The sequence below is a fragment of the Acidovorax sp. genome, from assembly GCF_027492855.1.
In the GTDB taxonomy this organism is placed as follows: Bacteria; Pseudomonadota; Gammaproteobacteria; order Burkholderiales; family Burkholderiaceae_C; genus Acidovorax.
The window spans coordinates 15,910-39,932 of record NZ_JAPUDY010000087.1 but is presented as its reverse complement, the minus strand read 5'-3'; the positions used below and the strand labels follow the sequence as shown (position 1 = coordinate 39,932).

The following is a 24,023-nucleotide window of genomic DNA, read 5'->3' as shown; positions in this document are numbered from 1 at the left end:
CCCACGTCAAATGCAGTCTAGATCACTGGGATATGCGCACTGGCCGGAACGGTGGGTGCTGCGGGCGCGGCCAGCAACTGAGTCTAGATCACTGGGATATGCGCACTGGCCGGAACGCGATAGGCATGCCATTCCTGGCTGCCCTGAGTCTAGATCACTGGGATATGCGCACTGGCCGGAACAGCGCCACCTTGCAGCGCCACGATGGTCCCAGTCTAGATCACTGGGATATGCGCACTGGCCGGAACTCAAAGTAGAAATTTCCGTGACAGCCCTGAATCGCCCCGGGGCAATTCATCTTGCATCCTCGGGGAAACAATGAACAGGTTCTTAGCTCGTCTGGTCAAGCTGGGAAATCGCCCAAAGCGACTTGAAAAGGCTGCGCTGCAACGAGGCCAGTTCCCGGCTCTCAATGGTCAGTGCATAGTTCTCGTTCTTGGATGAAACATAGGTCACCGTATCGTCGCTGATATACGCCGTCATTCCCAAGTCCACACCAGGAGGCGCGTAGCGGAGCTCCCGCAGCTCTCCTTTGCTGGCTGGCCAGACCTTCATGGTCTCTCGCGAATGAGATCGAACGACTTCCAGCTTGATTCCGCGACGAACGCGTTCAGCGATGTAGGTCGCCATCCAGGCATCGCCGGGCACTTCCATCAGCTCGTGCATTGAAAGAATCCCCAGCAGAACGCCCGACTTGCATTCGAGGGTCGCCCATATGGCTCGCTGAATTCCATCTACGCCCTCGTGAATACGCAACCGTGGCTTACGCGGGCTGCTGTTGAACAGAGACCTTAGCTCGGGAACCAGATCGTTGAGCATCAGCCGCGTTTGTTCCCAGTCGCGGATCAAAACGCCAGGGTCTGCGGGTACGACCTGCCGAATACCTTCCTCACCGTGTACTTGCGCAAGCAACCCACGTTTCTCAAGACGTGCAAGCAGGTCATAGCCGTTTGTCCGCGTTACGCCCGCTCTGTTTGCCACTGCCGTGACCGGCGCGGCCCCCAACTCCAAGGCCGCCAAGTAGAAGCGTTGCTCTTTTGGATCGAGTCCCATCGCTGCAAGTTTTTCAATCATCATTTTCCAATTTGTCGAAAAATCTCGACAACATTTTCCATGAAAATAGATGTAAATCTATCAAGAAAATTAGGTGTTTTCCTTGCAATTCAATATCGATGTGTCGAAATTTATTGACATCCAAGTAAGACGGCTTTGATACTTGCGATCACGCCGAATCATGCGATTCAGGTCGACACCAACATTGAGGATGAAGCCATGAAACGCCTGCTTTCGATCACCGCGGCCTGTTGCCAACCGCGAGTCTTTCAGCCCACACGGCGCCGCAAAAAATCGGCGTCGTTCTGCTGCTAAGCGGTGCCAGCGCACGGTTCGGTGCGAGCGCCCCGCAATGGAATGAAATCGGTCTCGGGCAATGCCGCCAACGCGTAAGCGGATGGCCTGGCTTCCCTCAGAAGGCGCTTGGCGAAGTCGCGCGTGTGCTCGCTACGCGGCCTTCTGCTGCTGGATGAAGTTGTAGCGGTGTTTGTGCTGCTGGAAATGGACAGCGTCATGGCAACCCTGCGCAACTTGCTTGCCACGACGAATTTGACGTTGATCGTGGCTGTGCTCGAGAGCGGGCACGCAGCACTGAGCGGAACGGTTGATGAACTGGTCGGTAATGACGAGGTGCGCAGAACGTACCTCGGTATCTAAACAGGAGAAACCTATGAAAACACTGAAAGCATGCGTGGTTCAAGCGAGCTCTGTGGGCGATGACACACCGGCCACGGTCGCAAAGGCCGTCTCGCTGATTGAAGAGTGTGGAAAACGCGGGGCCCAGGTGGCCGTGTTTCCAGAAGCCTTTATCGGGGGATACCCAAAGGGCGCCGACTTCGACATTTTCATCGGCAAGCGAACCACCGAGAGTCGGCAGGAGTACGCTGACTACGCCGCGTGCGCCATTGATGTGCCCGGCCCTCACACGCAGGCACTCGCCAATGCAGCAAAAAGGGCCGGTTTGTTCCTGACGATTGGCGTGATCGAGCGTGACGGCGGGACCCTCTACTGCACCGCCCTTTTCTTCGGTCCTGAAGGAACATTGCTTGGAAAGCACCGCAAGCTGATGCCGACAGCGGCAGAGCGCTTGTGCTGGGGGTTTGGCGACGGCTCCACGCTCACCACTGTGGACACGCCGTGGGGAAAGCTGGGGGCGGTCATCTGCTGGGAAAACTACATGCCGCTGATGCGGATGGCGATGTATGGCAAGGGCGTCGCCCTCTACTGCGCGCCCACCGCGGATGACCGGGACAGCTGGGCTGCGACGATGCGGCACGTCGCGCTGGAAGGTCGTTGTTTCGTCTTGTCGGCGTGCCAGTTCCTGACGAGGGCGGATTTTCCGAAGGGGATGCGAAACAAGATCTCCGACGAACCGGGGCACGTGCTGATGCGAGGCGGAAGCATGATCATCAGCCCACTGGGAGAGGTGTTGGCCGGCCCCGACTTCTCGGGCGAATCGATTCTGACTGCAGACCTGGACATAGAGGACATCGTCCGCGGGAAATTCGATTTCGATGTCGCTGGTCATTATTCGCGCGCCGACATTTTCAGCCTGCGCGTGGATGAGCGGCCGCAGATTGCCGTCAGCCATGTTGGAGGCTCCCGCGATTGAGCGAGCGCTTTTTCACGACGGCATGCGAGAGTTTCAAGTTCGCTTCGACGGCCGCTGCGTGGCCGAGGCCATCGAGACCCATCACAAACACCAAGAGTTCTGGGATGGCGAGAGGGCGTTGATCACCAACGCGCCGTTCTTCATCGCATAGAGCGGGCCTGCTGCGGACGTTTGTTGTTCAGCGTGGCCCGGCGGGCGCCGCCCCACCCGCACTCTGCGCCATCTCCAACTGCATCATCACCATATTGACCAGCGTATGCACTGACGGCCGCCCGGTCTCGATCACGTAGTGGGCGGTCTCGCGGTACAGGTGGTCGCGCTGGGCATAAAGGTCGCGCAGCTTGTCCATGGGGTTGCCGCCTTGCAGCAGGGGGCGGGTCTTGTCGTGTTTGACGCGCTTGAAGATTTCTTCGGGCGAGGCGCGCAGGTACAGCACGTTGCCGAATTGGCGCAGGACTTCGCGGTTCTCGGGGCGCAGCACGGCGCCGCCGCCGGTGGAGAGGACCATGCCGCCGGGCTGCTGGGTGACTTCGGCCAGCACCTGGGCTTCCAGATCACGAAAGCGGGCTTCGCCTTCGGCCTCGAAAAAACTGCGGATGGTGGTGCCCAGGGTCTGTTCCAGCCGGTGGTCCAGGTCGATGAAGGGCACGCCCGCCCGGTTGGCCAGATGCCGGCCGACGGTGGACTTGCCCGAGCCGGGCATGCCGACGAGTGCGCAGCGAATCTGCATAGGTTCAAAAAAGAGGTCTGGGGGACGGGCTTGCGTACTGCGGGTGGGGCTGTGTCGCGCGCCTTGGCTTGGACGTTGAGTGTAAGCCGGGGCCTGTGGGGCCTCTGGCGGCAGCCGCAGCAGGGCGCTGTGTTCTGAGGGGCGGGCCTGTCAGATCGATTCGCGTTCAAAACGACCCACCCGTTCGGGCTGAGGTCGTCGAGCGTTGCGCAGGGCTTCGACCAGCTCAGCCCGATCGGTTAGGGTGGATCGGGCCTGAACGTTGATCAAAGCGCCGCATACACCAGCGCCGGGTACAGCTCGCACAGATACCGCAGCTGGCCGGGGGCCTGGGTGAGCAGGATGGCAAACAGGTCTTCGGCAGGGTCCACAAAAAAGAAGGTGCCACCCAGGCCGCTCCAACTGTAGCGCCCTGCCGAACCTGGATGGGGAGACTGGCCGGTGGCTGTGCGCACGGCCACGCCCAGGCCAAAGCCGTAGCCGTAGCCGGTGGGCAGGATGTCGCCGGCCGCGGGCAGGCTGCCCAGGTGGTCGGCGGTCATGAAGTCCACCGTGGCGCGGCCCAGCAGGCGCACGGGGCCGTCGGGCCCTGATGCCGTGCCCTGGCCCAGCATCAGTTGCAGGAACAGCGCGTAGTCGCTGGCGGTGGAGACCAGCCCGCCACCTGCCGACTCGAACACGGGTGGGGCGGTCACGTCGATCAGCGCCACGTCCAATCCGGTTTGCGGGTCGCGTGCAAAGGGCTCGGCCAGGCGGTGCTGCTGTGCGGCGGGCACACAGAAGCCGGTGTCGTGCATGCCCAGCGGGTCAAAAACGCGGCGCTGCAAGATGGCGCCCAGGCTGTCGCCCTCGATCACCTCCAACACCGCGCCCAGCACGTCGGTGGCGCGGCTGTATTCCCAGCAGCTACCGGGCTGGCGCACAAGCGGCAACGGGCCCAGCGTGGCGACCAGCTCAGCGTTGCTGTGGCGGCGCGAGCCGACGCGCGCGGCGCGGTAGGCGTCCGGGACCGCGCCCGCCTCCCAGGCGTAGCTCAGGCCTGCGGTGTGGCGCAGAAGGTCGTGCACGGTGGCTTCGCGTCGGGCGGGCATGGTGGTGCCGGTGGCTTCGTCGTATACGCGCTGGCCTGCAAACGCAGGCAGGTAGTGCGCCACGGGGTGCGACAGCAGCAGGCGGCCTTCTTCCATGAGCATCATCGCCACCAGCGAGGCGATGGGCTTGGTCATGGAGTAGATGCGGAACACCGTGTCGGGCGCCATGGCGGGCACCGCAGATTCGGCAGAGGGCGGGCGCTGGTGGCCCACGGCGGCGTGCAACACCGTGTGGCCCCGGTGGTGGACCAGGGCCACGGCACCGGGCAGCAGGCCCTGGTCCACATGGGTTTGCAGCACGGAGTGCAGGCGGGTGAGGGCGTGGGGGTGCATGGTCGTTGTGGCGATGAATTTCAGAGATATTTTGGCCGTTGGCGCTCTCTAGTCAAGCGCTGTAAGCTATCAAAAATATAGCGCATTGAGTATCCTGTAAGACCCTGCTCCTGCAATTCGCGCCATGGCGCTTGGCCTGCCGCGATGGGGTTGGGTGTGCGTTTCCTTGGGGAGCTGTAGTCGCTCTGCGGCCACGCATTTGTGGGCCTGCGCCTACTCGCAAAGCCGCGCAAGCCGCATGGACTGCAAGGCCCACGGGCATTAGGCTTGGGGCATGTCGTCCACTGCCACCTTGTTTCAGCGCATTGCCGCACCCTTGCAGCCCGTTTTGACGCCCCTGTGGCGCGTGGCGCAGCCCTTCTGGCACGCCACGCAACTGTGGCTGGGCGCCGATGGCCTGCGCATGAGCGCTGCCATGTCGTTTTACGGCATGCTCAGCCTGGCGCCATTGTTGCTGTTGCTGGTGGGCGTGCTGGGCTGGTGGATGGACCGCAGCTACCTCGAAACCAGCCTGATCGCCCAGGTGCAGTCCGTGATGGGCCAGCAGGTGGCCGATGTGGTGCGGCAAGCCATGGCCAGCGCACGGGCACCGGCCGAAGGGCGCATTGCCTCCATCGTGGGGTTTGTGGTGCTTGTCTCGGGGGCCACCGGGGTGTTTGTGGAGCTGCAATCGGCGCTGGAGCGCCTGTGGCGGCGTGACGGCGCACCGCCCGAGCCGCAGGCTGCCTGGTGGCGCATGGCATCGCTGCGCCTGCGAGGGCTGGCCTATGTGCTGGCCCTGGGTTTTTTGCTCATGGTGTCGCTGGCGATGTCCACGCTGATCCAACTGCTGGCGGGTTGGGCGGGCGAGCGGCTGGCGGTGGTGCCCCTGCTGTCTGTGGCGCCGCTGCTGGGCATGGCCAATGAAGCGGTCGCTTTTGGCTTTGCCGTCGCCCTGTTCGTGGGCCTGATGCGCATCGGCGTGGGCCCCAAGCCATCGCTGCGCTACCTGGTGATGGGGGCCGTGGTTGGGGCAGCGCTGTTCACCGTGGGCAAGCAGTTGCTGGCGTGGTACTTGTCCACCGCTGCGGTGGTCTCGGCCTACGGCGCGGCGGGCTCGCTGGTGGTGCTGCTCATGTGGATCTACTTCTCATCGGCCATCCTGCTGTTTTCTGCGAGCTGCGCGCAGGCGCTGGAGGCTGCTCTGCACAGCGAGCCCCACGGCCCTGCGGCCGAGCAACTGTAAATATTGGCAACCTCTGGCAAGCGGGAGAGGGCGCCTGTGCAGGCACTTGGAGAGAAGGCCCGGTGACGCAAGAAGGCCTTTGTTCCAGCAGAGATTGCAACAGGCCCTTACCGCCACTTACAAAGCCACGGCATGGTGTTGACCTTCCCTGTGTACCGTGGGGCGAACAGTGGCGTTGATGGGAGATCGCTGAGCCGAGACCCCACGGCCACATCAACAACACAAGGAAGTCACCATGAATCTCACCGTACAACCCTCAGCCATGCCTGCCACGGGCACCGCAGCCCCCCACCCCGGCCCGGCTTTGAAATGGATGTGGGCCGCCATTGGCGTGCTGGGCGTGAGCGTGCTGGCGCTGGGCGCCACCCTGGTGTGGCAGCAACGCGCTACACCAGCGGTAGCCGCCGCTGCTGCTGACGCTGTGGCGCCCATGCCGTTGGCTGCAGTGCCGCGCACCCCTGAGGCAGAAATAATTGAAGAAAAAAGGCCTCTAGCGCTTAATCAACAAGCGCGAGCAGCTATCAATAGTGGAGCAAATGGCGGCTCGCAGCCGCGCACCAGCCCACCGCGAACCGCCGACGTGGCTCCAGGCCAGAGGGCGCCCTTGGGGGCGGGTTCGGCGCAGCCCGTGCGCACGGCTGCACCGGTGTGCCGCAGCTGCGGGCGCATCGAGTCCGTGCAGGCCGTGCAGCAGGCAGCGCCCGCCACGGGGGTAGGGGCTGTGGCCGGTGGCGTGCTGGGGGCCGTGGTGGGCAACCAGATCGGCAAGGGCAGTGGCCGCACGGCTGCCACGGTGCTGGGTGCCGTGGGCGGCGGCTATGTGGGGCACAAGGTGGAAGAGCGCACGCGCACCACCACCGTGTACCAGGTGGCGGTGCGTATGGAGGATGGCTCGGTGCGCCACTTCCAGCGCGCCGAGCCCACGGCGGTGGGCACGCCCGTGGTGCTGCAGGGCAAGGGCTTCCGTGTGGACCAGGGCGGCGCGGCGCGGGGTGCCGACGACGGCTACCGTCAGGCGCAGCCTGGCACGGTGCGGGTGGCAGACACCTATTGATCCCGCCTTGGGCGGTGGGCGGGGCTACTGCACCACCACCGGAATCTCGGTGGCAGGCGGCGTGTTGCGGCTGCGGCCGCAGCGCACCAGGCCGTCGATCATCACCATGCCGATGCCCGGAATGTCGCCCAGTTGAACGCTCTCCAGCAGCGTGGCGCCCGCCGTGTGCTGGGCGCGGTCCATGAACACGAAATCGGCCGCGCGGCCCACTTCGATCAGGCCGCAGTTCAGGTTGCGGATGCGCGCCGTGTTGCCGGTGGCAAAGCAGAACACCAGTTCGGCGGGAATGTCGGCAAAGCTTGAAATCAGTGCAATCATGCGCAGCATGCCCAGCGGCTGCACGCCCGAGCCTGCAGGCCCGTCGGTGCCCAGGATCACGCGGTGCGGGCACTTGAGCTCAATGGCCGCACGCGCGGCCTGGATGGCGATCTTCTCATTGCCGTTGTGCACCAGTTCGATGGCGCGGGAGGATTTTTCGCACAGCTCGCACACATGTTTCCAGGGCAGCGAGGTGTGGCCGCCGTTGATGTGGCCGATCACGTCGGCATCGGCCTCCAGCACCACGTCCTTGTCGATCAGGCCCGAGCCGGGGATAGACGGGCCGCCGGTGTGGATGGTGCTCTGGATGCCATGCTTGCGCGCCCACGCCACCATCTGCTGGGCCTCGTAGCCCGCCTTGACCGAGCCCAGGCCCACCTCGCCCAGCAGCGTCACCCCCGCATCGGCCAGGTCTTTGAAGTCCTGCTCGGTCATGCCTTTTTCGATGATGGGCGCGCCCGCGATCACCTTCACACCACCGGGGCGGAAGTTGTCGAACGAGCGCTGCGCCGTGATGGCCAGGGCCTTCAGGCCCACGATGTCCTTGGGTCGGCCGGGCAGGTGCACCTCACCGGCCGAGACCATGGTGGTCACGCCGCCGTTCATGGTGGAGTCGATCCAGCCGATCTGGTTCTGGCGCGGCGTCCAGTCGCCGAACACGGGGTGCACATGGCTGTCGATCAGACCCGGCGCCACGCAGGTCTGGCGTGCGTCGATCACGGTCTGCGCGTGTTCGGTGTCGCAGTCTTTGTAGCGGCCCACGGCCACAATGAGGCCGTCGTGCACGACGATGGTGTCGGCGTCCAGGATGGGGCGGTCCAGGTCGCCCGACAACAAAAGACCAATGTTTTGGATGACGACCTTGCCCGACTTGCCGCCAGTTGCTGCTTCTGCCATGGATGATTCTCCTCGTGGGGTGGTTGGCGGGGCGCCATGCGGCACCCCGCAGGAAAAATCTTTTTAGGCCATCGCCTTGCTCTTGGGCAGGCTGGGGCCAGGTGCCACGGTGCGCAGCACGCTGTCGATGACGAAGGTCTCCCAGTGCGCGAGGGCCTCTGGTGCTTCGAGGTCTTCACCCAGAAAGGCCGACAGCGTGTGCCGGTTGGACATATAGAAGTAGCCCGTGGCGGCGATCAGCAGGTACAGGTCGCGTGCAGATACATCCTTGCGAAACAGGCCCTGAGCCTGGCCGCTTTCGAGCACGCGGCGGATGACCTCGATGGCGGGCGAAGAGTATTCGCGGGCCCGCATCGATTTGGAAATGTGTTTGCCCTTGTGCAGGTTCTCTGTGTTGAGCAGCGTGATGAAATCGGGGTTCTTGCGGTAGTAGCCCACCACGAAGCGGATCACCGCCTGCAGGGCCTCGACGGGTTTTTCGGTATCGAGGTCGAGCTTGGATTCCGCATCGTTCATGCGCCGGTAGGTTTCCTCCAGCACCTCGATGAACAGGCCTTCCTTGCTGCCGAAGTAGTAGTAGATCATCCGGTCGAAGGACTTGGCCGCCTTGGAGATTTTCTCCACGCTGCCGCCTTCGTAGCCGTAGCGCGCGAACACCTTGGTCGCCGCTTTCAGGATGTTGTCGCGCGTTGTCTGTGCCGCCTGCTCGCGCACACCTGTCTTGCGGGCTGACGGGGAGCGGGTGGATGCAGCCCGGCTCTTGGTGGGGGTGGCAGACATGGCGGGTCCTGGTGGGTGGGGCTGGCCCGTGAAGGCCAGCCGGGAGTCACTGCTCTGCGAACGCGCGTTCGATCACGAAGTCACCCGGCTTCGTGGTGTTGCCTTCCTTGAAGCCGCGCTCTTCCATCATGTGCTTGAGGTCGCGCAGCATCTCGGGGCTGCCGCAGATCATCACGCGGTCTTCCGCCGGGTTCAGCGCGGGCAGGCCCAGATCGCGGGCGAGTTGGCCGTTCTCGATCACGGTGGTCACGCGGCCCTGGTTCTTGAAGGCCTCGCGCGTCACGGTGGGGTAGTACTTGAGCTGCTTGCTCACGATCTCGCCCAGAAACTCGTGCTCTGGCAGCTCCTTCGTGATGTAGTCGTGGTAGGCCAGCTCCTTCACCTCGCGCACGCCGTGCACCAGCACGACTTCTTCGAAGCGCTCGTAGGTCTCGGGGTCGCGCATCACGCTCAGGAAGGGGGCCACGCCCGTGCCGGTGGACAGCATATACAGGCGCTTGGCGGGCAGCAGGTAGTCGATCAGCAGCGTGCCGGTGGGCTTTTTACCGACCACGATGGTGTCACCGACCTTGATGTGCTGCAGGCGCGAGGTCAGCGGGCCGTCGGGCACCTTGATCGACAGGAACTCCAGGTGTTCTTCGTAATTGGCGCTGGCGATGCTGTAGGCCCGCAGCAGGGGCTTTCCGGTTTCGCCGCGCAGGCCAATCATGGTGAAGTGGCCGTTGGAGAAGCGCAAGGCGGTGTCGCGCGTGGTGGTGAAGGAGAAAAGGCGGTCCGTCCAGTGGTGGACGGAGAGGACGCGTTCTTCAAGAAAGGCGCTCATGGTGATTTCGTCGGCTAAAAGTTGAGAAATTCGGTAAAAAAGCTGGCTGAAAGGCTGAGGCCGGTGCGTCAGAACGCGATATCCAGCCCAGAAAGCTTGTGGCTCACAACCCTCCATTGTTCCGCATCTGGCAAGGGCGGCTTTCTTTTGGTGATTGTGGGCAGTCGCGGAGCCAGCTTTTTATTCAAATCGAGAAAGTTTTCCATGCCTTCTGGCAGGTCGTCCTCTGCATAGATGGCGTTGACCGGGCACTCGGGGATGCAGACCGCGCAGTCGATGCATTCGTCCGGGTCTATCACCAGGTATTCGGGGCCTTCTTTGAAGCAGTCCACGGGGCAGACATCGACACAGTCGGTGTACTTGCACCGAATGCATGCGTCGGTGACAACGTGCGTCATTTAGGGCTCCTCATACCCCAACGGCGGGGGCGCAAAAACACCATTGCGGACCATGAGCGATTGCGCTACATTCGCGATAAATGTAGTGTTCACAACATTTAAGTTAAGTGAATGCTACACAAAATGCAATGCACGTACAAGCATTTGAAAAGATGCAATGAATGGGTGCCACGATGACTGAACACACCAAGACCGACGGGCTTCCGGGCATCGATGCGCCCGAGCTGCCGCAGGTGCTGGAGCGCGCCAGGCCGCGCAACGAGCGCATGAACGCTGCCAAGGTGGAGTGCAACGCGTGCCCGGTGCTGTGCCAGATCTCGGAAGGCCGCGCGGGGGCCTGCGACCGCTATGCCAACCACGCCGGTGTGTTGGTGCGGCTGGACCCAGTGGTGCTGCTGCGCAAAACGCTGGAGGCGGGCGAGGCCACGCTGGTGCCGTTTGCGGGTCGCGCTCCATCGGACGTCGATGCAGAAGCTGCGGCTGCGCCAGCATGGGACGGTGATCTGCTGCTCACGCAAGAAGTGTTCGTAACGGGTGTGGGCTCATCCACCACCTATCCTGACTACAAGCCTGCGCCCTTCATCGTGGGTTCCCAAACCGATGGCGTGGACATGGTCACGGTGGTCACCGAGGGCATCTTCAGCTACTGCAGCTTCAAGGTGAAGATCGACACCGACCGCTTTCTCGGCTCTGAGCAGGCCAATGTGCGCTGCAAGGGCGAGGTGGTGGGCCACGTGACCACGGCGGAATACGGCTCGCAGATGTTGTCGCTCGGCGGCGTGCACCATCTCACGGGTGGCACCAAAAAGGAAGGCCGCATCACCGCCGAAATGATGCAGATGCTGGGCAACAAGCAGGCTGTGGAGTTCACCATCGATGGCGGCTCGCAGCTTGTGATCCAGGCGGGCCGTGCGCCCATCGTCAACGGCGTGGCCGAGCAGCGCATGCGCGTGGGCTGCGGCTCTGCGGCCATCGGCATCTTCGCGCGCCAGTTCTACGGCCATGCGGACGAGGTGGTGGTGGTGGACGACCACATCACCGGCGTGCTCACCGAGCACCAGGCCGGGCGTTGCCTGGACATGAAGTCTTCAGGCATCCAGATGCGCGGGCGCAAGTCCACGCCCGGCCGCTACTTTCAGGTGGCCAATCCGGGCACGGGCTGGGGCGGCACCGACATTGCCGATCCGCTAGCCATCATTGAAGGCTGGGACCCCGAGGTGGCCCGGCCAGGGCTGCGCCTGCTCATGACATCGACCACGGGCGAGCATGCATCCTGGTACGTGCTGGACGAGCAACTGAATCCCGTGGAAGTAGAGATGCCCGCCGAGGTGCGCCGCATCGTGGACCGCATTGGCGAGAACTGCGAGCCCTCGCTGGCGTCGGTGCTGTTCCTGGGCGGTGCGGGCGGCAGCTTGCGGGCGGGTGTCACGGAGAACCCGGTGCTGCTCACACGCTCCATCAAACATGCGCTGGTCAACGTGACCTGTGGTGGCGCCCCGGCCTATGTGTGGCCCGGCGGCGGCATCACGGTGATGGCCGATGTGCTGCGCATGCCCGACAACAGCTTTGGCACCGTGCCAACGCCAGCCATCGTGGCGCCCATCGAGTTCAGCATGCGCCGCGCAGACTATGAAGCACTGGGCGGCCATGGCGATCAGATCCGCAGCCTGCGTGAGGTGCTGGAGCGCGGCGCCTGGCACAACGACGGGGCACCCCAGGCGCGCGTGTGGCAGGCCTTGCCCGCGGCCAACCCCTGGCCCTTGGGCCGCCCGCCCCTGCTGGGCTGACCGGGGCCGCACCATGAACGCCTTCCGCAAGCGCTTGCCCGACGGCCGTTGGCACTTCCAACACGGCCCCATGGACCTTGTCCTCCAGGCCGATGGCAACCCTGGTGCCGTGGCCCAGGCGCATGAGCGTGCGTGGCAGCGTTTTGAGGGACTGCTGCAGGAGCTGGTGGGTGAACTCCCCGCCCTGCGTGCGCCCGTGGGGGAGTTTTGTCCCCTGCAGGGGGTGGTGGCGCGGCGTATGTGGGATGCCTGCGTGCCTTATCGCGCAGACTTCATCACGCCGATGGCCGCCGTGGCAGGTGCGGTGGCGCAGGAGATTCTGCAAAGTTATGCCCAGGATGGCGTGGACCGCGCCTGGGTCAACAATGGCGGCGACATTGCGCTGCACCTGGCACCGGGCCAGTCGGTCATGGTGGGGGTGTACGCTGATATCGCTGCATTGAATGCCGCGCAGCTGCAGGGTGGCCTGTCGCTGGATGGGCAGATCCGCATCACCAGTGCGATGCCGGCGCGGGGCGTGGCCACCAGTGGCTGGCGTGGGCGCAGCCAGTCGCTGGGTATTGCCGACAGCGTTACCGTGTTGGCGTGCACAGCGGCCCAGGCCGATGCGGCGGCGACCATTGTGGCGAATGCCGTCAATGTGCAAGATGCGCGCATCGGCCGCATGCCTGCCCGGCAGGTGCGCGATGACAGTGATCTGGGGGCCATCCCCGTGACGGTGGATGTGCCGCCTTTGCCCGCGGAGCGGGTGCACCGCGCGCTGCAGCAGGGTTTGCAAAAAGCGCAAGAATTGCAGACGCGCGGGTTGATCTGGTCTGCACTGCTGGCCTGCCAGGGGCAGTTCGCGGCCACCTGCACCTTGGGCATCGCGTCGGCTCTCGCGAGTGGCGCCGCCCAGACACAAGTGGGTTCGGTATTTGCTTAACGAATTTGACGGGGCTCCAACATGATCCAGATACGACGCGTTTTTACCCACCTTGAGGACATCCGGCATGAATTCGGGCCGGTGGCCGACGTGCCACTGCTGCGCGGCGCCATCGGCGCGGTGCTGACCAACCCCTATGCAGGCCGGTACGAGCCAGACATCCTGCCCATGATGGATGCGTTGCAGGACGTGGGCTTGGACATGGCCCGGCGCCTGCTCCAGGCCATGGGCGTGCCCGCCGAGCGCATCGAGACTTATGGCAAGGGTGCCATCGTGGGCTCAGCCGGAGAACTGGAGCACGGTGCGCTCTGGCATGTGCCGGGCGGTTATGCGATGCGTGAGTTGCTGGGCTGGAAGGGCGACCGCAATGCCTACGCCAAGGGCCAGGCCGAGGAGAAGACGGGGCAGCCCGCCAATGCGCTGTCCATCGTGCCGTCCACCAAAAAAGTGGGTGGGCCGGGCGCGGCGCTGGATGTACCGCTCACCCACATCAACGCCAGCTACGTGCGCAGCCATTTCGACGCCATCGAGGTGCGCGTGCCTGGCGCGCCGCTGGCCGACGAGATCGTCTTCATCCTGGCCATGAGCACCGGCTCCCGCGTGCATGCGCGGGTTGGTGGTCTCAAGGCAGCAGACATCAGTCAGTGGAACGGCCTGCGCTGAAACACACAACACAAGGAGACAAAGACATGCCCGCCAAGATCCGCAAGATCATTGTTCAGACCGACGAAGTGCGCGTGGACATGGGGCGCGAGGTGCAGCCGCCCGTGCGCAAGGCCCTGGCCATGGCCGTGATCGAGAACCCCTGCGCCGGCCGCTATGTCGAGAACCTCGACGAACTCGTGGCCATCGGCGAGGAGCTGGGTGCGCTGCTGGGTGAGCGCTGCGTGCAAGCCCTGGGGATTGCGCCAGGCCAGGCCCAGAGCTACGGCAAGGCGGCTATTGTGGGCGAGGCGGGCGAACTGGAGCACGCTGCCGCCATCCTGCACCCCAAGCTGGGTGCACCGCTGCGTGTGGCGGTCGAGAAGGGCGCCGCCCTGGTGCCATCGAGCAAGAAGATTGGTGGCCTGGGCACGGCCATCGACGTGCCCCTGGGCCACAAGGATGCCGCCTACGTTCGCAGCCACTTCGACGCCATGGAAGCCCGCGTGGCCGACGCCCCCCGCACCAACGAAATTGTGGTCGCCATCGTGGTGACCGACGGCGGCCGCCCCCTGGCCCGTATCGGAGGCCTGCAGGTGTCCGAAATCAAAGGCGTGGACGGCCTGCGCTGAGCGCGAACTACCATCTTCCATCACTCTCACCGACCTCCCCCACCAACCCACCTTTCAGGAGTTTCCCCATGACGATGCGACGAAACCTCATGCGTTCCACGGCCGCAGCCGCGCTGGCCCTCACGCTGGCCCCTGTGGTGCAGGCCCAGGATGTCATCAAGATTGGCGAGATCAACAGCTACAAGGCGCAGCCCGCCTTCCTGGAGCCCTACAAAAAAGGCATGGAGCTGGCGGTCGATGAGATCAACGCTGCGGGTGGGGTGCTGGGCAAGAAGGTCCAGCTTGTCATCCGCGACGACAACGCCAACCCCGGCGACGCCGTGCGCGCAGCCGAGGAGCTGGTGTCGCGCGAGAAGGTCGATGTGCTCACGGGCTCGTTCCTCTCGCACATCGGCCTGGCGCTGACCGACTTTGCCAAGCAAAAGAAGTTCTTCTTCCTGGCAGGCGAGCCGTTGACCGACAAGATCGTCTGGCAGAACGGCAACCGCTACACCTATCGCCTTCGCCCCTCCACCTATATGCAGGTGTCGATGATGGTGCCCGAAGCCGCTGCGCTCAAGAAAAAGCGCTGGGCGGTGGTCTATCCCAACTACGAATACGGCCAGTCGGCCGTGGCCACCTTCAAGCAACTGCTCAAGGCAGCGCAGCCCGATGTGGAGTTTGTGGCCGAGCAGGCGCCGCCGTTGGGCAAGGTCGATTCGGGCAGCGTGGTGCAGGCCCTGGCCGATGCCAAGCCTGACGCGATTTTCAACGTGTTGTTTGGTGCCGACCTGTCCAAGTTTGTGCGCGAAGGCAACACGCGCGGCCTGTTCCAGGGCCGTGAGGTGGTCAGCCTGCTCACGGGCGAGCCTGAGTACATGGACCCGCTCAAAGACGAAGCACCCAACGGCTGGCTCGTTACCGGTTACCCCTGGTACGGCATCCAGACGCCCGAGCACAAGGCCTTCCAGGCGGCCTACCAGGCCAAGTTCAATGACTACCCGCGCTTGGGCTCCGTCGTGGGCTACAGCGCCATCAAGTCGCTGGCCGAAGGCATGAAGAAGGCGGGCTCCACCGACACCGAAAAGCTCGTCGCCGCCTTCAAAGGCCTGCAGGTGCCTACACCGTTTGGGCGCATCACCTACCGCCCCGAGGACAACCAGTCCACCATGGGTGGCTATGTGGGTCGCACCAAAAATGAAGGCGGCAAGGGCGTGATGGTGGACTACCGCTATGTCGATGGCGCGAGGGTCCAGCCTTCGAACGACGAAGTCAAGAAAATGCGCCCCGCCGACTGAAGGCTGCGCAAGGCCGCTGGCACTCGCCAGCGGCCCTTTATCTCTGAGCACCAGCGCAGGCATCGGCCCGCAGGGATGGACTTTGCCGTGACCCCGAAGGATTTGGAATGAGTTTTTCGAGTTTTATCGTTCAGCTGCTCAACGGGCTGGCGGGTGCGTCCTCGCTGTTCCTGGTGGGCGCCGGGCTCTCGTTGATCTTCGGCGTCACGCGCATCGTCAACTTTGCGCATGGCTCGTTCTTCATGGTGGGCATCTACGTGGCCTATTCGCTGGTGGCCAAGCTGGGCACGGGCCTGGGCTTCTGGCCCGCGCTGCTGCTGGCGGCCGTGGTGGTGGGGGCGCTAGGGGCGTTGGTAGAGGTGGTGCTGCTGCGCCGCATCTACAAGGCGCCCGAGCTGTTCCAGTTGCTGGCCACGTTTGCACTGGTGCTGGTCATCAAGGACGCTGCGCTCTGGTTCTGGGGGCCGGAAGAGCTGCTGGGGCCGCGCGCCCCAGGGCTGTCGGGCTCGGTCAACATCCTGGGCCGCCAGTTTCCCTCCTACGACCTGTTCCTGATCGTGGTGGGCCCGGTGGTGCTGGGCCTTTTGTGGCTGTTGCTCACCCGCACCCGCTGGGGCACGCTGGTGCGTGCCGCCACGCAAGATCGCGAGATGGTCAGCGCCTTGGGCGTGAACCAGGCCTGGCTGTTCACGGCGGTTTTTGCCCTGGGTGCCCTGCTCGCTGGCCTGGGCGGCGCGCTGCAACTGCCACGCGAGCCTGCCACGCTGGAGATGGACCTCAACACCATTGGCGCCGCGTTTGTGGTGGTGGTGGTGGGTGGCATGGGCTCCATTCCGGGCGCCTATGTCGCGGCGCTGCTGATCGCCGAGATCAAGGCCATCTGCATCTGGCTGGGTGTCGTCGAGATTTTTGGCATCAGCGTGTCGTTTTCCAAGCTCACGCTGGTGGTGGAGTTTTTGGTGATGGCCGTGGTGCTGGTGTGGCGCCCCTGGGGCCTAATGGGCAGGCCACAGGGTGTGAGCCGCAACACCGGCCTGCCCGAGGCGCCACTGCGTGCACCCGATCGCTGGTTCAAGATCGGCAGCGCCGTGCTGGTGGCGGTGCTGGTGTTGCTGCCCCTGGTCACCACGGATTCTCCCTACCTCACCGTGCTGATGATCGACCTGCTGATTGCGGCGCTGTTCGCGGCCAGTCTGCACTTCATCATGGGGCCTGCGGGCATGCACTCGTTCGGCCACGCGGCCTACTTTGGCCTGGGGGCGTATGCGGCTGCGCTGCTGGTGCGCTCGGCAGGCGTTCCCATGGAGCTGACCCTGGTGCTGGCACCGTTGGTTGCCGCTGCTGGAGCGCTGCTCTACGGCTGGTTTTGTGTGCGCCTGTCGGGCGTGTACCTGGCCATGCTGACGCTGGCGTTTGCGCAGATCACCTGGGCCATCTGCTATCAGTGGGATGGCTTTACGGGCGGTAGCAACGGCCTCACCGGCGTGTGGCCCGCTGAGTGGCTGGCGGATAAGCGCAATTACTACTACCTCACGCTGGCTTTGGTGGTGGGCGGCGTGCTGCTGCTGCGCAGGGTGCTGTTCTCGCCGTTTGGCTATGCGCTGCGGGCAGGGCGCGACTCGGTGCTGCGCGCCGACGCCATTGGTATCGACGTCAAGCGCATGCAGTGGACGGCGTTTGTGATTGCCGGGCTGTTCGCGGGCCTGGGTGGTGCGTTGTTTGCGTTCTCCAAGGGCAGCATCTCGCCCGAGGCGTTGCATGTGAGCCGCTCGGTCGATGGCCTGGTGATGGTGCTGCTGGGCGGCATCCAAACGCTGGCAGGCCCCGTGGTGGGCGCGGTCACGTTCACCTGGCTGCACGACACGGTGGCGCGCAACACCGACTACTGGCGCGCCATGTTGGGCGCGATCATTCTGATTCTGGTGTTGCTGTTCCCACAGGGCATTGCGGGTGCCTTCAAGCAGGTGTTCGACAACAAGCGCGAAGCCAAGAATACAAAGGAGGGCAAGGCATGAGTCTTCTTAAAGTCACGGGCCTGGGCAAGTCCTTTGGCGGTGTCAAGGCGGTGGATGGCATCCACTTCGAGCTGGCCGCTGGCGAGCTGCTGGCACTCATCGGCCCCAACGGCGCGGGCAAGTCCACCACCTTCAACATGGTCAACGGCCAGTTGTCGGCCGATGCAGGTTCCATCGAGCTCAATGGGCAGGAGCTGGTGGGCCGCAAGCCGCGCGACATCTGGCGCATGGGCGTGGGCCGCACCTTTCAGATCGCCGAGACTTTTGCTTCGCTCACCGTGGTGGAAAACGTGCAGATGGCGCTGATCTCCCACGACAACCGGTTGTTCTCCATGTGGCGCAAGGCAGCGGACCACCAACGCGACGAGGCCTTGGTGCTGCTGGACCAAGTGGGCATGAAGTCCCAGGCTGATCGCCCCTGCAGCGTGCTCGCCTATGGCGACGTCAAGCGTGTGGAGCTGGCCATCGCCATGGCCAACTCGCCCAAACTGCTGCTCATGGATGAGCCCACCGCCGGCATGGCGCCCAAGGAGCGCAACGAGCTCATGGCGCTGACCAAGCAGCTTGTGATCGACCGCAACATGGCCGTGCTGTTCACCGAGCACAGCATGGACGTGGTGTTTGCTTACGCCGACCGCATGATCGTGCTGGCGCGTGGGCGCTTGATTGCCGAGGGCAAGCCGCTGGAGCTGCGCGACCACCCCAAGGTGCAGGAGGTGTACTTCGGCACGGGCAAGACCTTTGAGAAGAAAACAGCAGCAGCGGCGGAGGCAGCATGACCATCGGCGGTGAATCCAAAGAAGTGCTGCTGCAGGCCAAAGGGCTGCAGGCCTGGTATGGCGCGGCACAGATCCTGTACGACGTGGACCTGGACGTGTGCCGCGGCGAGGTCGTGGCCCTGATGGGCCGCAACGGCGCGGGCAAGTCCACCACGCTCAAGACGTTGATGGGCATGCTCTCCAAACGCAAGGGGCACATCCAGTTCATGGGCAAAGACCTCTCCAAGAGCGACCCGCACGATGCAGCCCGCCTGGGCCTGGGTTTCGTGCCCGAAGACCGCCGCGTGTTCACCGACCTCACGGTGATGGAGAACCTTGAAGTGGGCCGCCAGCCAGCCCGCCACTGGCCCGATGGCACCGCAGCCCCGGTGTGGACGCCTGAGCGTCTGTTCAAGCTCTTCCCCAACCTGGGCGAAATGCCCCAGCGCCCCGGCGGGCGCATGAGCGGCGGCGAGCAGCAGATGTTGACCGTGGCGCGCACGCTCATGGGCAACCCTTACCTGGTGCTGCTGGACGAGCCATCGGAAGGCGTGGCGCCCGTGATCGTGGAGCAGATGGCGCACATGATCCTGGAGCTGAAAGAGCAGGGCGTGAGCATCCTGCTGTCCGAGCAGAACATGCATTTTGCCGAGCTGGTCTCCGACCGGGCCTATGTGCTGGAGAAAGGGCAGATCCGCTACCAGGCCACGATGGCCGAATTGGCCGCCAACGAAGAAGTACGCCGGGCCTACCTGAGCGTCTAAGAGCCTGTTCAAGGTCTTTTCATGGGGTATGCATGACATCAAATGGTCACGATCTAGGCGCCCGCCGCAGCCCATCCTCGCCGCACATCAGTGCGGCTTGCGGTGGGTGCCTTGCATCCACTGCCTTTGTGCGGGGCAACGTACCCCATGAAAAGACCTTGAACAGGCTCTAAAACCGTGAGTGAGCCCGCGATCATCAACGGCCAGCCCTGTGTGGTGCCTGCGGCGGATACCGGCGCCACGCTGCTGCACCTGCTGCGCAACGACCTGGCGCTGAACGGCCCCAAGTACGGCTGCGGCCTGGGCGAGTGTGGCGCCTGCACGGTGCTGGTGGACGGTGTGGCCGCGCGGGCCTGCGTGATCCCTGCGTGGGGCGCGGCGGGGCGCAGCGTGACCACGCTGGAGGGCTTGCCTGCGCGTTGCGGCGACCATGCTGCCCTGCACCCCGTGCAACAGGCCTTCATCGACGCACAGGCTGCGCAGTGTGGCTACTGCCTGAACGGCATGGTGATGATGGCCGTGGCCCTGCTGGAGCGAAACCCCGACCCCGATGAAGCCGCCATCCGCCGCGAGCTGTCAGCCAACCTGTGCCGCTGCGGCACGCATGTGGAGATCATTCGCGCGGTGCGGCGCGCCGTCGTTTTGATGCGGGAGATCCGGGCATGAAAACGCCCCAGCCACCGCGCGCCCACGCACCGCGAACCCGTGCCGACTTCCATGCCGCAGACGGCGTGTTGTTGGTGGTGCGCCATCCGCCGCCAGCGCCGCCGCCTGCCAAGGGCCAGCCCGCGCTGGTAGCGGGCAACCCGGCCGAGGGCGTGGAGATCCTGCTCGCGGTATGGGACGACGGCAGCGTGACTGCGCTCAATGGCCATGTGGACCTGGGCACCGGCATCCGCACTGCATTGGCGCAGATCGTGGCCGAAGAGCTGGATGTACCTCTGGCGCAGGTGCACATGGTGCTGGGCGACACGGCAAGCGCGCCCAACCAGGGCGCCACCATCGCCAGTGCGTCCATCCAGATCCATGCCAAGCCGTTGCGCATTGCCGCTGCGCAGGCTCGCCGCTGGCTCGCGGCACAGGCTGCGGAGGCAGCGCATCCCGTGGATTGCGGCGCTCTGCTGGCTGGCCGTCACGTGGTGCTGGAGCTGGATGAGGCCACGCCCACCAAACCCGCTGCCGAATACCGCGTGGTGGGCACTTCGGCGCCGCGCGTGGACATTCCCGCCAAGGTCAGCGGTGAGCTGGTTTTTGTGCATGACATGCGCGTGCCTGGCATGCTGCACGGTCGGGTGGTGCGCCCGCCGTATGCGGGGGCGGACCATGGTGACTTCATCGGCAACACGCTCGAAGCGGTGGACCAGGCGTCTATTGCCCACATCCCTGGCATCCGTGCGGTGGTGGTGATCCGCGACTTTGTGGGCATCGTGGCCGAGCGCGAGGAGCAGGCCGAACAGGCCCTGCGCGAGCTGCGTGTGCGCTGGAAAGACTGGCCCGGTTTTCCGCGCCAGGACAGCACCGAGGCGCTCACGCAGGCCATCCGCGCCAACCCCGCCACGCAGCGCCGTTTGGTGGACGAGGGCGATGTGGATGCTGCCTTGGCGGCTGCCGATCAGCCGATGCCGCGCACCTACGTGTGGCCATACCAGATGCACGGCTCCATCGGCCCGTCCTGTGCGGTGGCTGAGTGGCGCAGTGACGACAGCGCAGGCCGCCCGCGCATGACGGTGTGGGCTGGAACGCAAAACCCGCATGTGCTGCGTGCCGACCTGGCCCGCCTGATGGGCCTGGCCGATGTGGACATCGACCTGATCCGCATGGAGGCCGCAGGTTGTTATGGCCGCAACGGTGCCGACGACGTGGCTGCCGATGCCGCGTTGCTTGCGCGTGCCGTGGGCGCCCCGGTGCGTGTGCAGCTCACGCGCGAGCAGGAGCACCTGTGGGAGCCCAAAGGCGCGGCCCAGCTCATGCAGGTGCGCGGTGGGCTCAATGCTGATGGTTCGGTGGCGGCTTACGATTTTGAAACCTCGTATCCATCGAACGGCGCGCCCACGCTGGCGCTGCTGCTCACGCGCACCATCGAGCCCGTGGCCCAGGCCTACGAGATGGGCGACCGCACCGCGCGCCCGCCGTACAGCTACGAGAACTTGCGCGTTGCCGTTAACGATATGGCGCCCATCGTGCGTGCGTCGTGGCTGCGCGGCGTGTCAGCCCTGCCCAGCTCGTTCGCGCACGAGTCGTATGTGGACGAATTGGCTACGGCCGCTGGGGTGGACCCTGTTGCTTTCCGTCTGCAACTGCTCAACGACCCGCGTGCGGCGGAACTTGTGCAGGTTACCGCCGAAAAAGCGGGCTGGTTGCGCCGCACCGGCCCGCAGCAGAGGGCGTTGGAAGGCGATTGGGTGCAGGGCCAGGGCTTTGCCTACGCGCGCTACATCCACAGCAAATGGCCCGGCTTTGGCGCTGCCTGGGCTGCCTGGGTGGCCGATGTGGAGGTCAACAAAAAGACGGGCGAGGTGCATGTGCGCCGCGTGGTCGTGGGGCACGACGCAGGGCTTTTGGTCAACCCCGCAGGCGTGGAGCAGCAGGTGCACGGCAATGTGCTGCAGACCACCAGCCGCGCGCTCAAGGAGCAGGTGACGTTTGAGCCGGTGAAGCAGGCGGTGGACAACCGCGAGTGGGGCAGCTATCCCATTCTGAGCTTTCGCGAGGTGCCCGTCATCGAGGTCATGCACATGCCTCGGCAGGACGAGGCGCCGCTGGGCGCGGGCGAGTCGTCCTCGGTGCCTGGCACGGCGGCCATTGCCAACGCGATCTTCGACGCCACGGGCGTGCGTTTTCGCGCGCCACCCTTCACGCCTGAGGTGGTGCGTGCCGGGCTCAACCCGCTGCCCGATCCCGTGGGTGATGGAGGCGCTAGCTCGGCCAGCGCGGCGACCACATCGCTTGCGGACGTGCTGCCCACGTTGGAGCTTCCGGCCCCCACCGTTCCCGCCACGGCCACCTGGCCACGCTCGCGCAGCCCCTGGGCGCGCACCCTGGCACTGGTCGCCGGGGGCTTGGCCATGGGGGCCGCGCTGCTGGGCTGGCGCCCATCCATCGCGCCCGTCGCGCAGACGGCGGGCGCGTCGGTTTACAACGCCGCCACCATCGAGCGGGGGCGGCAGCTGGCTGTGGCGGGCGACTGTGTGGTGTGCCACACCGCACCGGGCGGCACGCCCAATGCGGGCGGGCGGGGCATGCCAACACCGTTCGGCACCATCTACACCACCAACCTCACGCCCGACGCCGAAACGGGCATCGGCCAGTGGTCGTTCAGCGCCTTCCAGCGCGCCATGCGCGAGGGCATCTCGCGCGACGGCAAACACCTGTACCCCGCGTTTCCCTATACGTCGTTCACCAAGATGAGCGACGACGACCTCACTGCGCTGTATGCCTACCTGATGGCGCAGCCCGCCGTGCGTGCCAAGGTGCCCACAACCCAACTGGCCTTCCCGTTCAGCGTGCGCCCGCTCATGGCGGGCTGGAACGCGCTGTTTCACGATGCCACGCCTTGGACGCCCGACCCCACGCGCCCGCCCGAATGGAACCGGGGCGCCTACCTGGTGCAGGGCGTGGGCCACTGCGGCGCTTGCCACACGCCACGCAATGCGCTGGGTGCGGAGCAGGGCGGGGCGGCGTTCCTTTCAGGCGCGTTCATCGACGGATGGGAGGCGCCTGCACTCACCGGCTTGGCCAAGGCGCCGGTGCCCTGGAGCGCTGAATCGCTCTATCGCTACCTGCGCCACGGCCACAGCGCGCAGCACGGCAGCGCCTCCGGCCCCATGGCGCCCGTGGTGCGTGAGCTGGCGCACCTGCCCGATGGCGACATCCGCGCCATGGCCAGCTACCTTGCCTCGTTCAACGCCACCACCGAGCCTGCCGCCGATGCAGCGCAGGCCCGCGCCACCGCTGCCGTGGCCCAGGCTGCCGCGCTTGCGCCCCCACCCGGCCCCGCGCAGCGCCTGTTCAATGGCGCCTGCGCGGCCTGCCACCATGATGGCGACGGGCCCCGGCTGCTGGGTGTGAATATCCCGCTGGCCCTGAACAGCAATCTGCACAGCGACCGGCCCGACAACCTGTTGCAAGTCATCGTGCACGGCATCCGCGAGCCCGCCGCGCGCGACATCGGCTTCATGCCCGCCTTCGGCCACGCGCTCAGCGATGCGCAGATCACCGAGCTGGCGGGCTATATGCGCCAGCGTTATGCGCCGGGCCGCCCTGTGTGGAACGACGTGCCAGAAGCCCTGGCGCGTGTGCGGGCGGGGCCTGCGCATCCTTAGAGCCTTTTGGCGTTCAGGCGCGGCTGGAATAAGCGCTAGCAGCTATAAAAAATGGAGCATTTGAGGATCCTGTCTTCTTCCTTGACCCCGCAATAGAGCCTTGTCACGTATAGCGGTGCGCAGGTCCGCTGGCCGTGGGCACCCGCACCCTGTCCACGGGGAACAAGGGCTCGTACTTCTCCTGGGGCGGGCAGTTCTACCGCTCCTACGATGCGCCCGACGTCGAAGCCTGGTCATGGTCCAAGCTGGCCCGCACGGCCCCCAGGGACCGGGAGCCGCCGGTCTGTCGCCAGGGGCAGAGCCCGGAAAAGGCCACCAACACCCGGCCTCATCGCGCCACTGCCCGTGCACCAGAGAGGCACAGTGGCACCAGGGCTTGGTCCCAGGTGGGACAGGCCCGGGTGGGTGCTGGCTGCGCCGCTCTCACCTCGGCTGGCACACCCGTGTGGTGGCCACAAACCTGGCTCCAAGGAGAACCCCATGCCCATTGGCGAACTGGAAATCCACGCAATCGTGCTGCGCATGCTGCGCGAAGGTTATGCGGCCCTGGACGCGGCCCAACGCAAGGTGGTAGACGCATTGATGGC

Annotated in this window: 22 protein-coding genes and 1 CRISPR repeat array (1 of these 23 running past the window's edge); of the genes, 15 read left to right on the top strand and 7 right to left on the bottom strand. The window is 65.0% G+C overall.

Going from position 1 to position 24,023, the window contains the following annotated elements; translation table 11 throughout:
• Positions 1-248: a CRISPR direct-repeat array (repeat unit 36 nt; unit sequence AGTCTAGATCACTGGGATATGCGCACTGGCCGGAAC); it reaches 1,174 nt to the left of the window's first position.
• Between the two features lie 82 nt (positions 249-330).
• Positions 331-1,074, bottom strand: a complete 744-nt coding sequence (locus tag Q0105_RS17240; RefSeq protein ID WP_298213368.1) for a helix-turn-helix domain-containing protein — start codon at positions 1,072-1,074, stop codon at positions 331-333.
• A 402-nt stretch (positions 1,075-1,476) separates the two neighbouring features.
• Between Q0105_RS17240 and Q0105_RS17235 the strand changes: the two genes are divergently transcribed.
• From Q0105_RS17235 to Q0105_RS17225, 3 genes are read left to right on the top strand one after another with little or no spacing between them, the layout of a single operon-like run.
• The gene (locus Q0105_RS17235; protein ID WP_298213367.1) at positions 1,477-1,710 is read left to right on the top strand and encodes a hypothetical protein; all 234 of its coding nucleotides are present in this window, start codon (positions 1,477-1,479) and stop codon (positions 1,708-1,710) included.
• 13 nt (positions 1,711-1,723) lie between these two features.
• Complete coding sequence (locus Q0105_RS17230; protein ID WP_298213366.1) at positions 1,724-2,665, top strand: nitrilase-related carbon-nitrogen hydrolase; 942 nt, start codon at positions 1,724-1,726, stop codon at positions 2,663-2,665.
• Between the two features lie 22 nt (positions 2,666-2,687).
• The gene (locus Q0105_RS17225; protein WP_298213365.1) at positions 2,688-2,816 is read left to right on the top strand and encodes a hypothetical protein; all 129 of its coding nucleotides are present in this window, start codon (positions 2,688-2,690) and stop codon (positions 2,814-2,816) included.
• Between the two features lie 27 nt (positions 2,817-2,843).
• Here Q0105_RS17225 and Q0105_RS17220 read toward each other — a convergent pair whose 3' ends face one another.
• Together Q0105_RS17220 and Q0105_RS17215 are read right to left on the bottom strand one after the other, a co-directional pair.
• On the bottom strand, positions 2,844-3,395 hold the full coding sequence (locus tag Q0105_RS17220; protein WP_298213364.1) for a shikimate kinase: 552 nt from the start codon (positions 3,393-3,395) through the stop codon (positions 2,844-2,846).
• A gap of 266 nt (positions 3,396-3,661) precedes the next feature.
• A complete protein-coding gene (locus Q0105_RS17215) occupies positions 3,662-4,819 on the bottom strand; it encodes a serine hydrolase domain-containing protein (RefSeq protein ID WP_298213363.1) in 1,158 nt (385 codons plus the stop codon).
• 274 nt (positions 4,820-5,093) lie between these two features.
• Between Q0105_RS17215 and Q0105_RS17210 the strand changes: the two genes are divergently transcribed.
• Positions 5,094-6,044: a YihY/virulence factor BrkB family protein gene (locus Q0105_RS17210; RefSeq protein WP_298213362.1), complete on the top strand. Its 951-nt coding sequence runs from the start codon at positions 5,094-5,096 to the stop codon at positions 6,042-6,044.
• Positions 6,045-6,279: 235 nt separating this feature from the next.
• Positions 6,280-7,098: a glycine zipper 2TM domain-containing protein gene (locus Q0105_RS17205; protein WP_298213361.1), complete on the top strand. Its 819-nt coding sequence runs from the start codon at positions 6,280-6,282 to the stop codon at positions 7,096-7,098.
• A 24-nt stretch (positions 7,099-7,122) separates the two neighbouring features.
• On the opposite strand, the gene Q0105_RS17200 is transcribed toward Q0105_RS17205, so the two are convergent.
• The 4 genes from Q0105_RS17200 to fdxA form a co-directional block, all read right to left on the bottom strand.
• Positions 7,123-8,313, bottom strand: coding sequence for an amidohydrolase family protein (locus Q0105_RS17200; RefSeq protein WP_298213360.1), 1,191 nt, complete (start codon positions 8,311-8,313; stop codon positions 7,123-7,125).
• 63 nt (positions 8,314-8,376) lie between these two features.
• Positions 8,377-9,093: a TetR/AcrR family transcriptional regulator gene (locus Q0105_RS17195; protein WP_298213359.1), complete on the bottom strand. Its 717-nt coding sequence runs from the start codon at positions 9,091-9,093 to the stop codon at positions 8,377-8,379.
• 46 nt (positions 9,094-9,139) lie between these two features.
• On the bottom strand, positions 9,140-9,916 hold the full coding sequence (locus Q0105_RS17190) for a ferredoxin--NADP reductase (RefSeq protein WP_298213358.1): 777 nt from the start codon (positions 9,914-9,916) through the stop codon (positions 9,140-9,142).
• A 68-nt stretch (positions 9,917-9,984) separates the two neighbouring features.
• A complete protein-coding gene (gene fdxA, locus Q0105_RS17185) occupies positions 9,985-10,314 on the bottom strand; it encodes a ferredoxin FdxA (RefSeq protein WP_298213357.1) in 330 nt (109 codons plus the stop codon).
• A 173-nt stretch (positions 10,315-10,487) separates the two neighbouring features.
• Between fdxA and Q0105_RS17180 the strand changes: the two genes are divergently transcribed.
• The 10 genes from Q0105_RS17180 (at position 10,488) to Q0105_RS17135 (ending at position 23,436) form a co-directional block, all read left to right on the top strand.
• Positions 10,488-12,101 (top strand): 6-hydroxynicotinate reductase, encoded by a 1,614-nt coding sequence (locus Q0105_RS17180; RefSeq protein WP_298213356.1) that lies wholly within the window; start codon positions 10,488-10,490, stop codon positions 12,099-12,101.
• 13 nt (positions 12,102-12,114) lie between these two features.
• Positions 12,115-13,026: a UPF0280 family protein gene (locus Q0105_RS17175; RefSeq protein ID WP_298213355.1), complete on the top strand. Its 912-nt coding sequence runs from the start codon at positions 12,115-12,117 to the stop codon at positions 13,024-13,026.
• Between the two features lie 21 nt (positions 13,027-13,047).
• Positions 13,048-13,689 (top strand): amino acid synthesis family protein, encoded by a 642-nt coding sequence (locus tag Q0105_RS17170; RefSeq protein ID WP_298213354.1) that lies wholly within the window; start codon positions 13,048-13,050, stop codon positions 13,687-13,689.
• Between the two features lie 26 nt (positions 13,690-13,715).
• Positions 13,716-14,300: an amino acid synthesis family protein gene (locus Q0105_RS17165; RefSeq protein ID WP_298213353.1), complete on the top strand. Its 585-nt coding sequence runs from the start codon at positions 13,716-13,718 to the stop codon at positions 14,298-14,300.
• Positions 14,301-14,368: 68 nt separating this feature from the next.
• Positions 14,369-15,577: an ABC transporter substrate-binding protein gene (locus Q0105_RS17160; protein WP_298213352.1), complete on the top strand. Its 1,209-nt coding sequence runs from the start codon at positions 14,369-14,371 to the stop codon at positions 15,575-15,577.
• A 107-nt stretch (positions 15,578-15,684) separates the two neighbouring features.
• On the top strand, positions 15,685-17,592 hold the full coding sequence (locus Q0105_RS17155; protein WP_298213351.1) for an ABC transporter permease: 1,908 nt from the start codon (positions 15,685-15,687) through the stop codon (positions 17,590-17,592).
• Positions 17,589-18,371, top strand: coding sequence for an ABC transporter ATP-binding protein (locus Q0105_RS17150; protein WP_298213350.1), 783 nt, complete (start codon positions 17,589-17,591; stop codon positions 18,369-18,371). The genes Q0105_RS17155 and Q0105_RS17150 overlap by 4 nt, the downstream gene beginning before the upstream one ends.
• Positions 18,368-19,114: an ABC transporter ATP-binding protein gene (locus tag Q0105_RS17145; RefSeq protein ID WP_298213349.1), complete on the top strand. Its 747-nt coding sequence runs from the start codon at positions 18,368-18,370 to the stop codon at positions 19,112-19,114. Before Q0105_RS17150 ends, Q0105_RS17145 begins: the two co-directional genes overlap by 4 nt.
• 177 nt (positions 19,115-19,291) lie before the next feature.
• Positions 19,292-19,780 carry a (2Fe-2S)-binding protein gene (locus Q0105_RS17140; RefSeq protein WP_298213348.1) on the top strand — a complete coding sequence of 163 codons (489 nt, stop codon included), beginning with the start codon at positions 19,292-19,294 and terminating at the stop codon, positions 19,778-19,780.
• Positions 19,777-23,436, top strand: coding sequence for a molybdopterin cofactor-binding domain-containing protein (locus Q0105_RS17135; protein ID WP_298213347.1), 3,660 nt, complete (start codon positions 19,777-19,779; stop codon positions 23,434-23,436). The genes Q0105_RS17140 and Q0105_RS17135 overlap by 4 nt, the downstream gene beginning before the upstream one ends.
• The last annotated feature ends 587 nt before the right edge of the window (positions 23,437-24,023 follow it).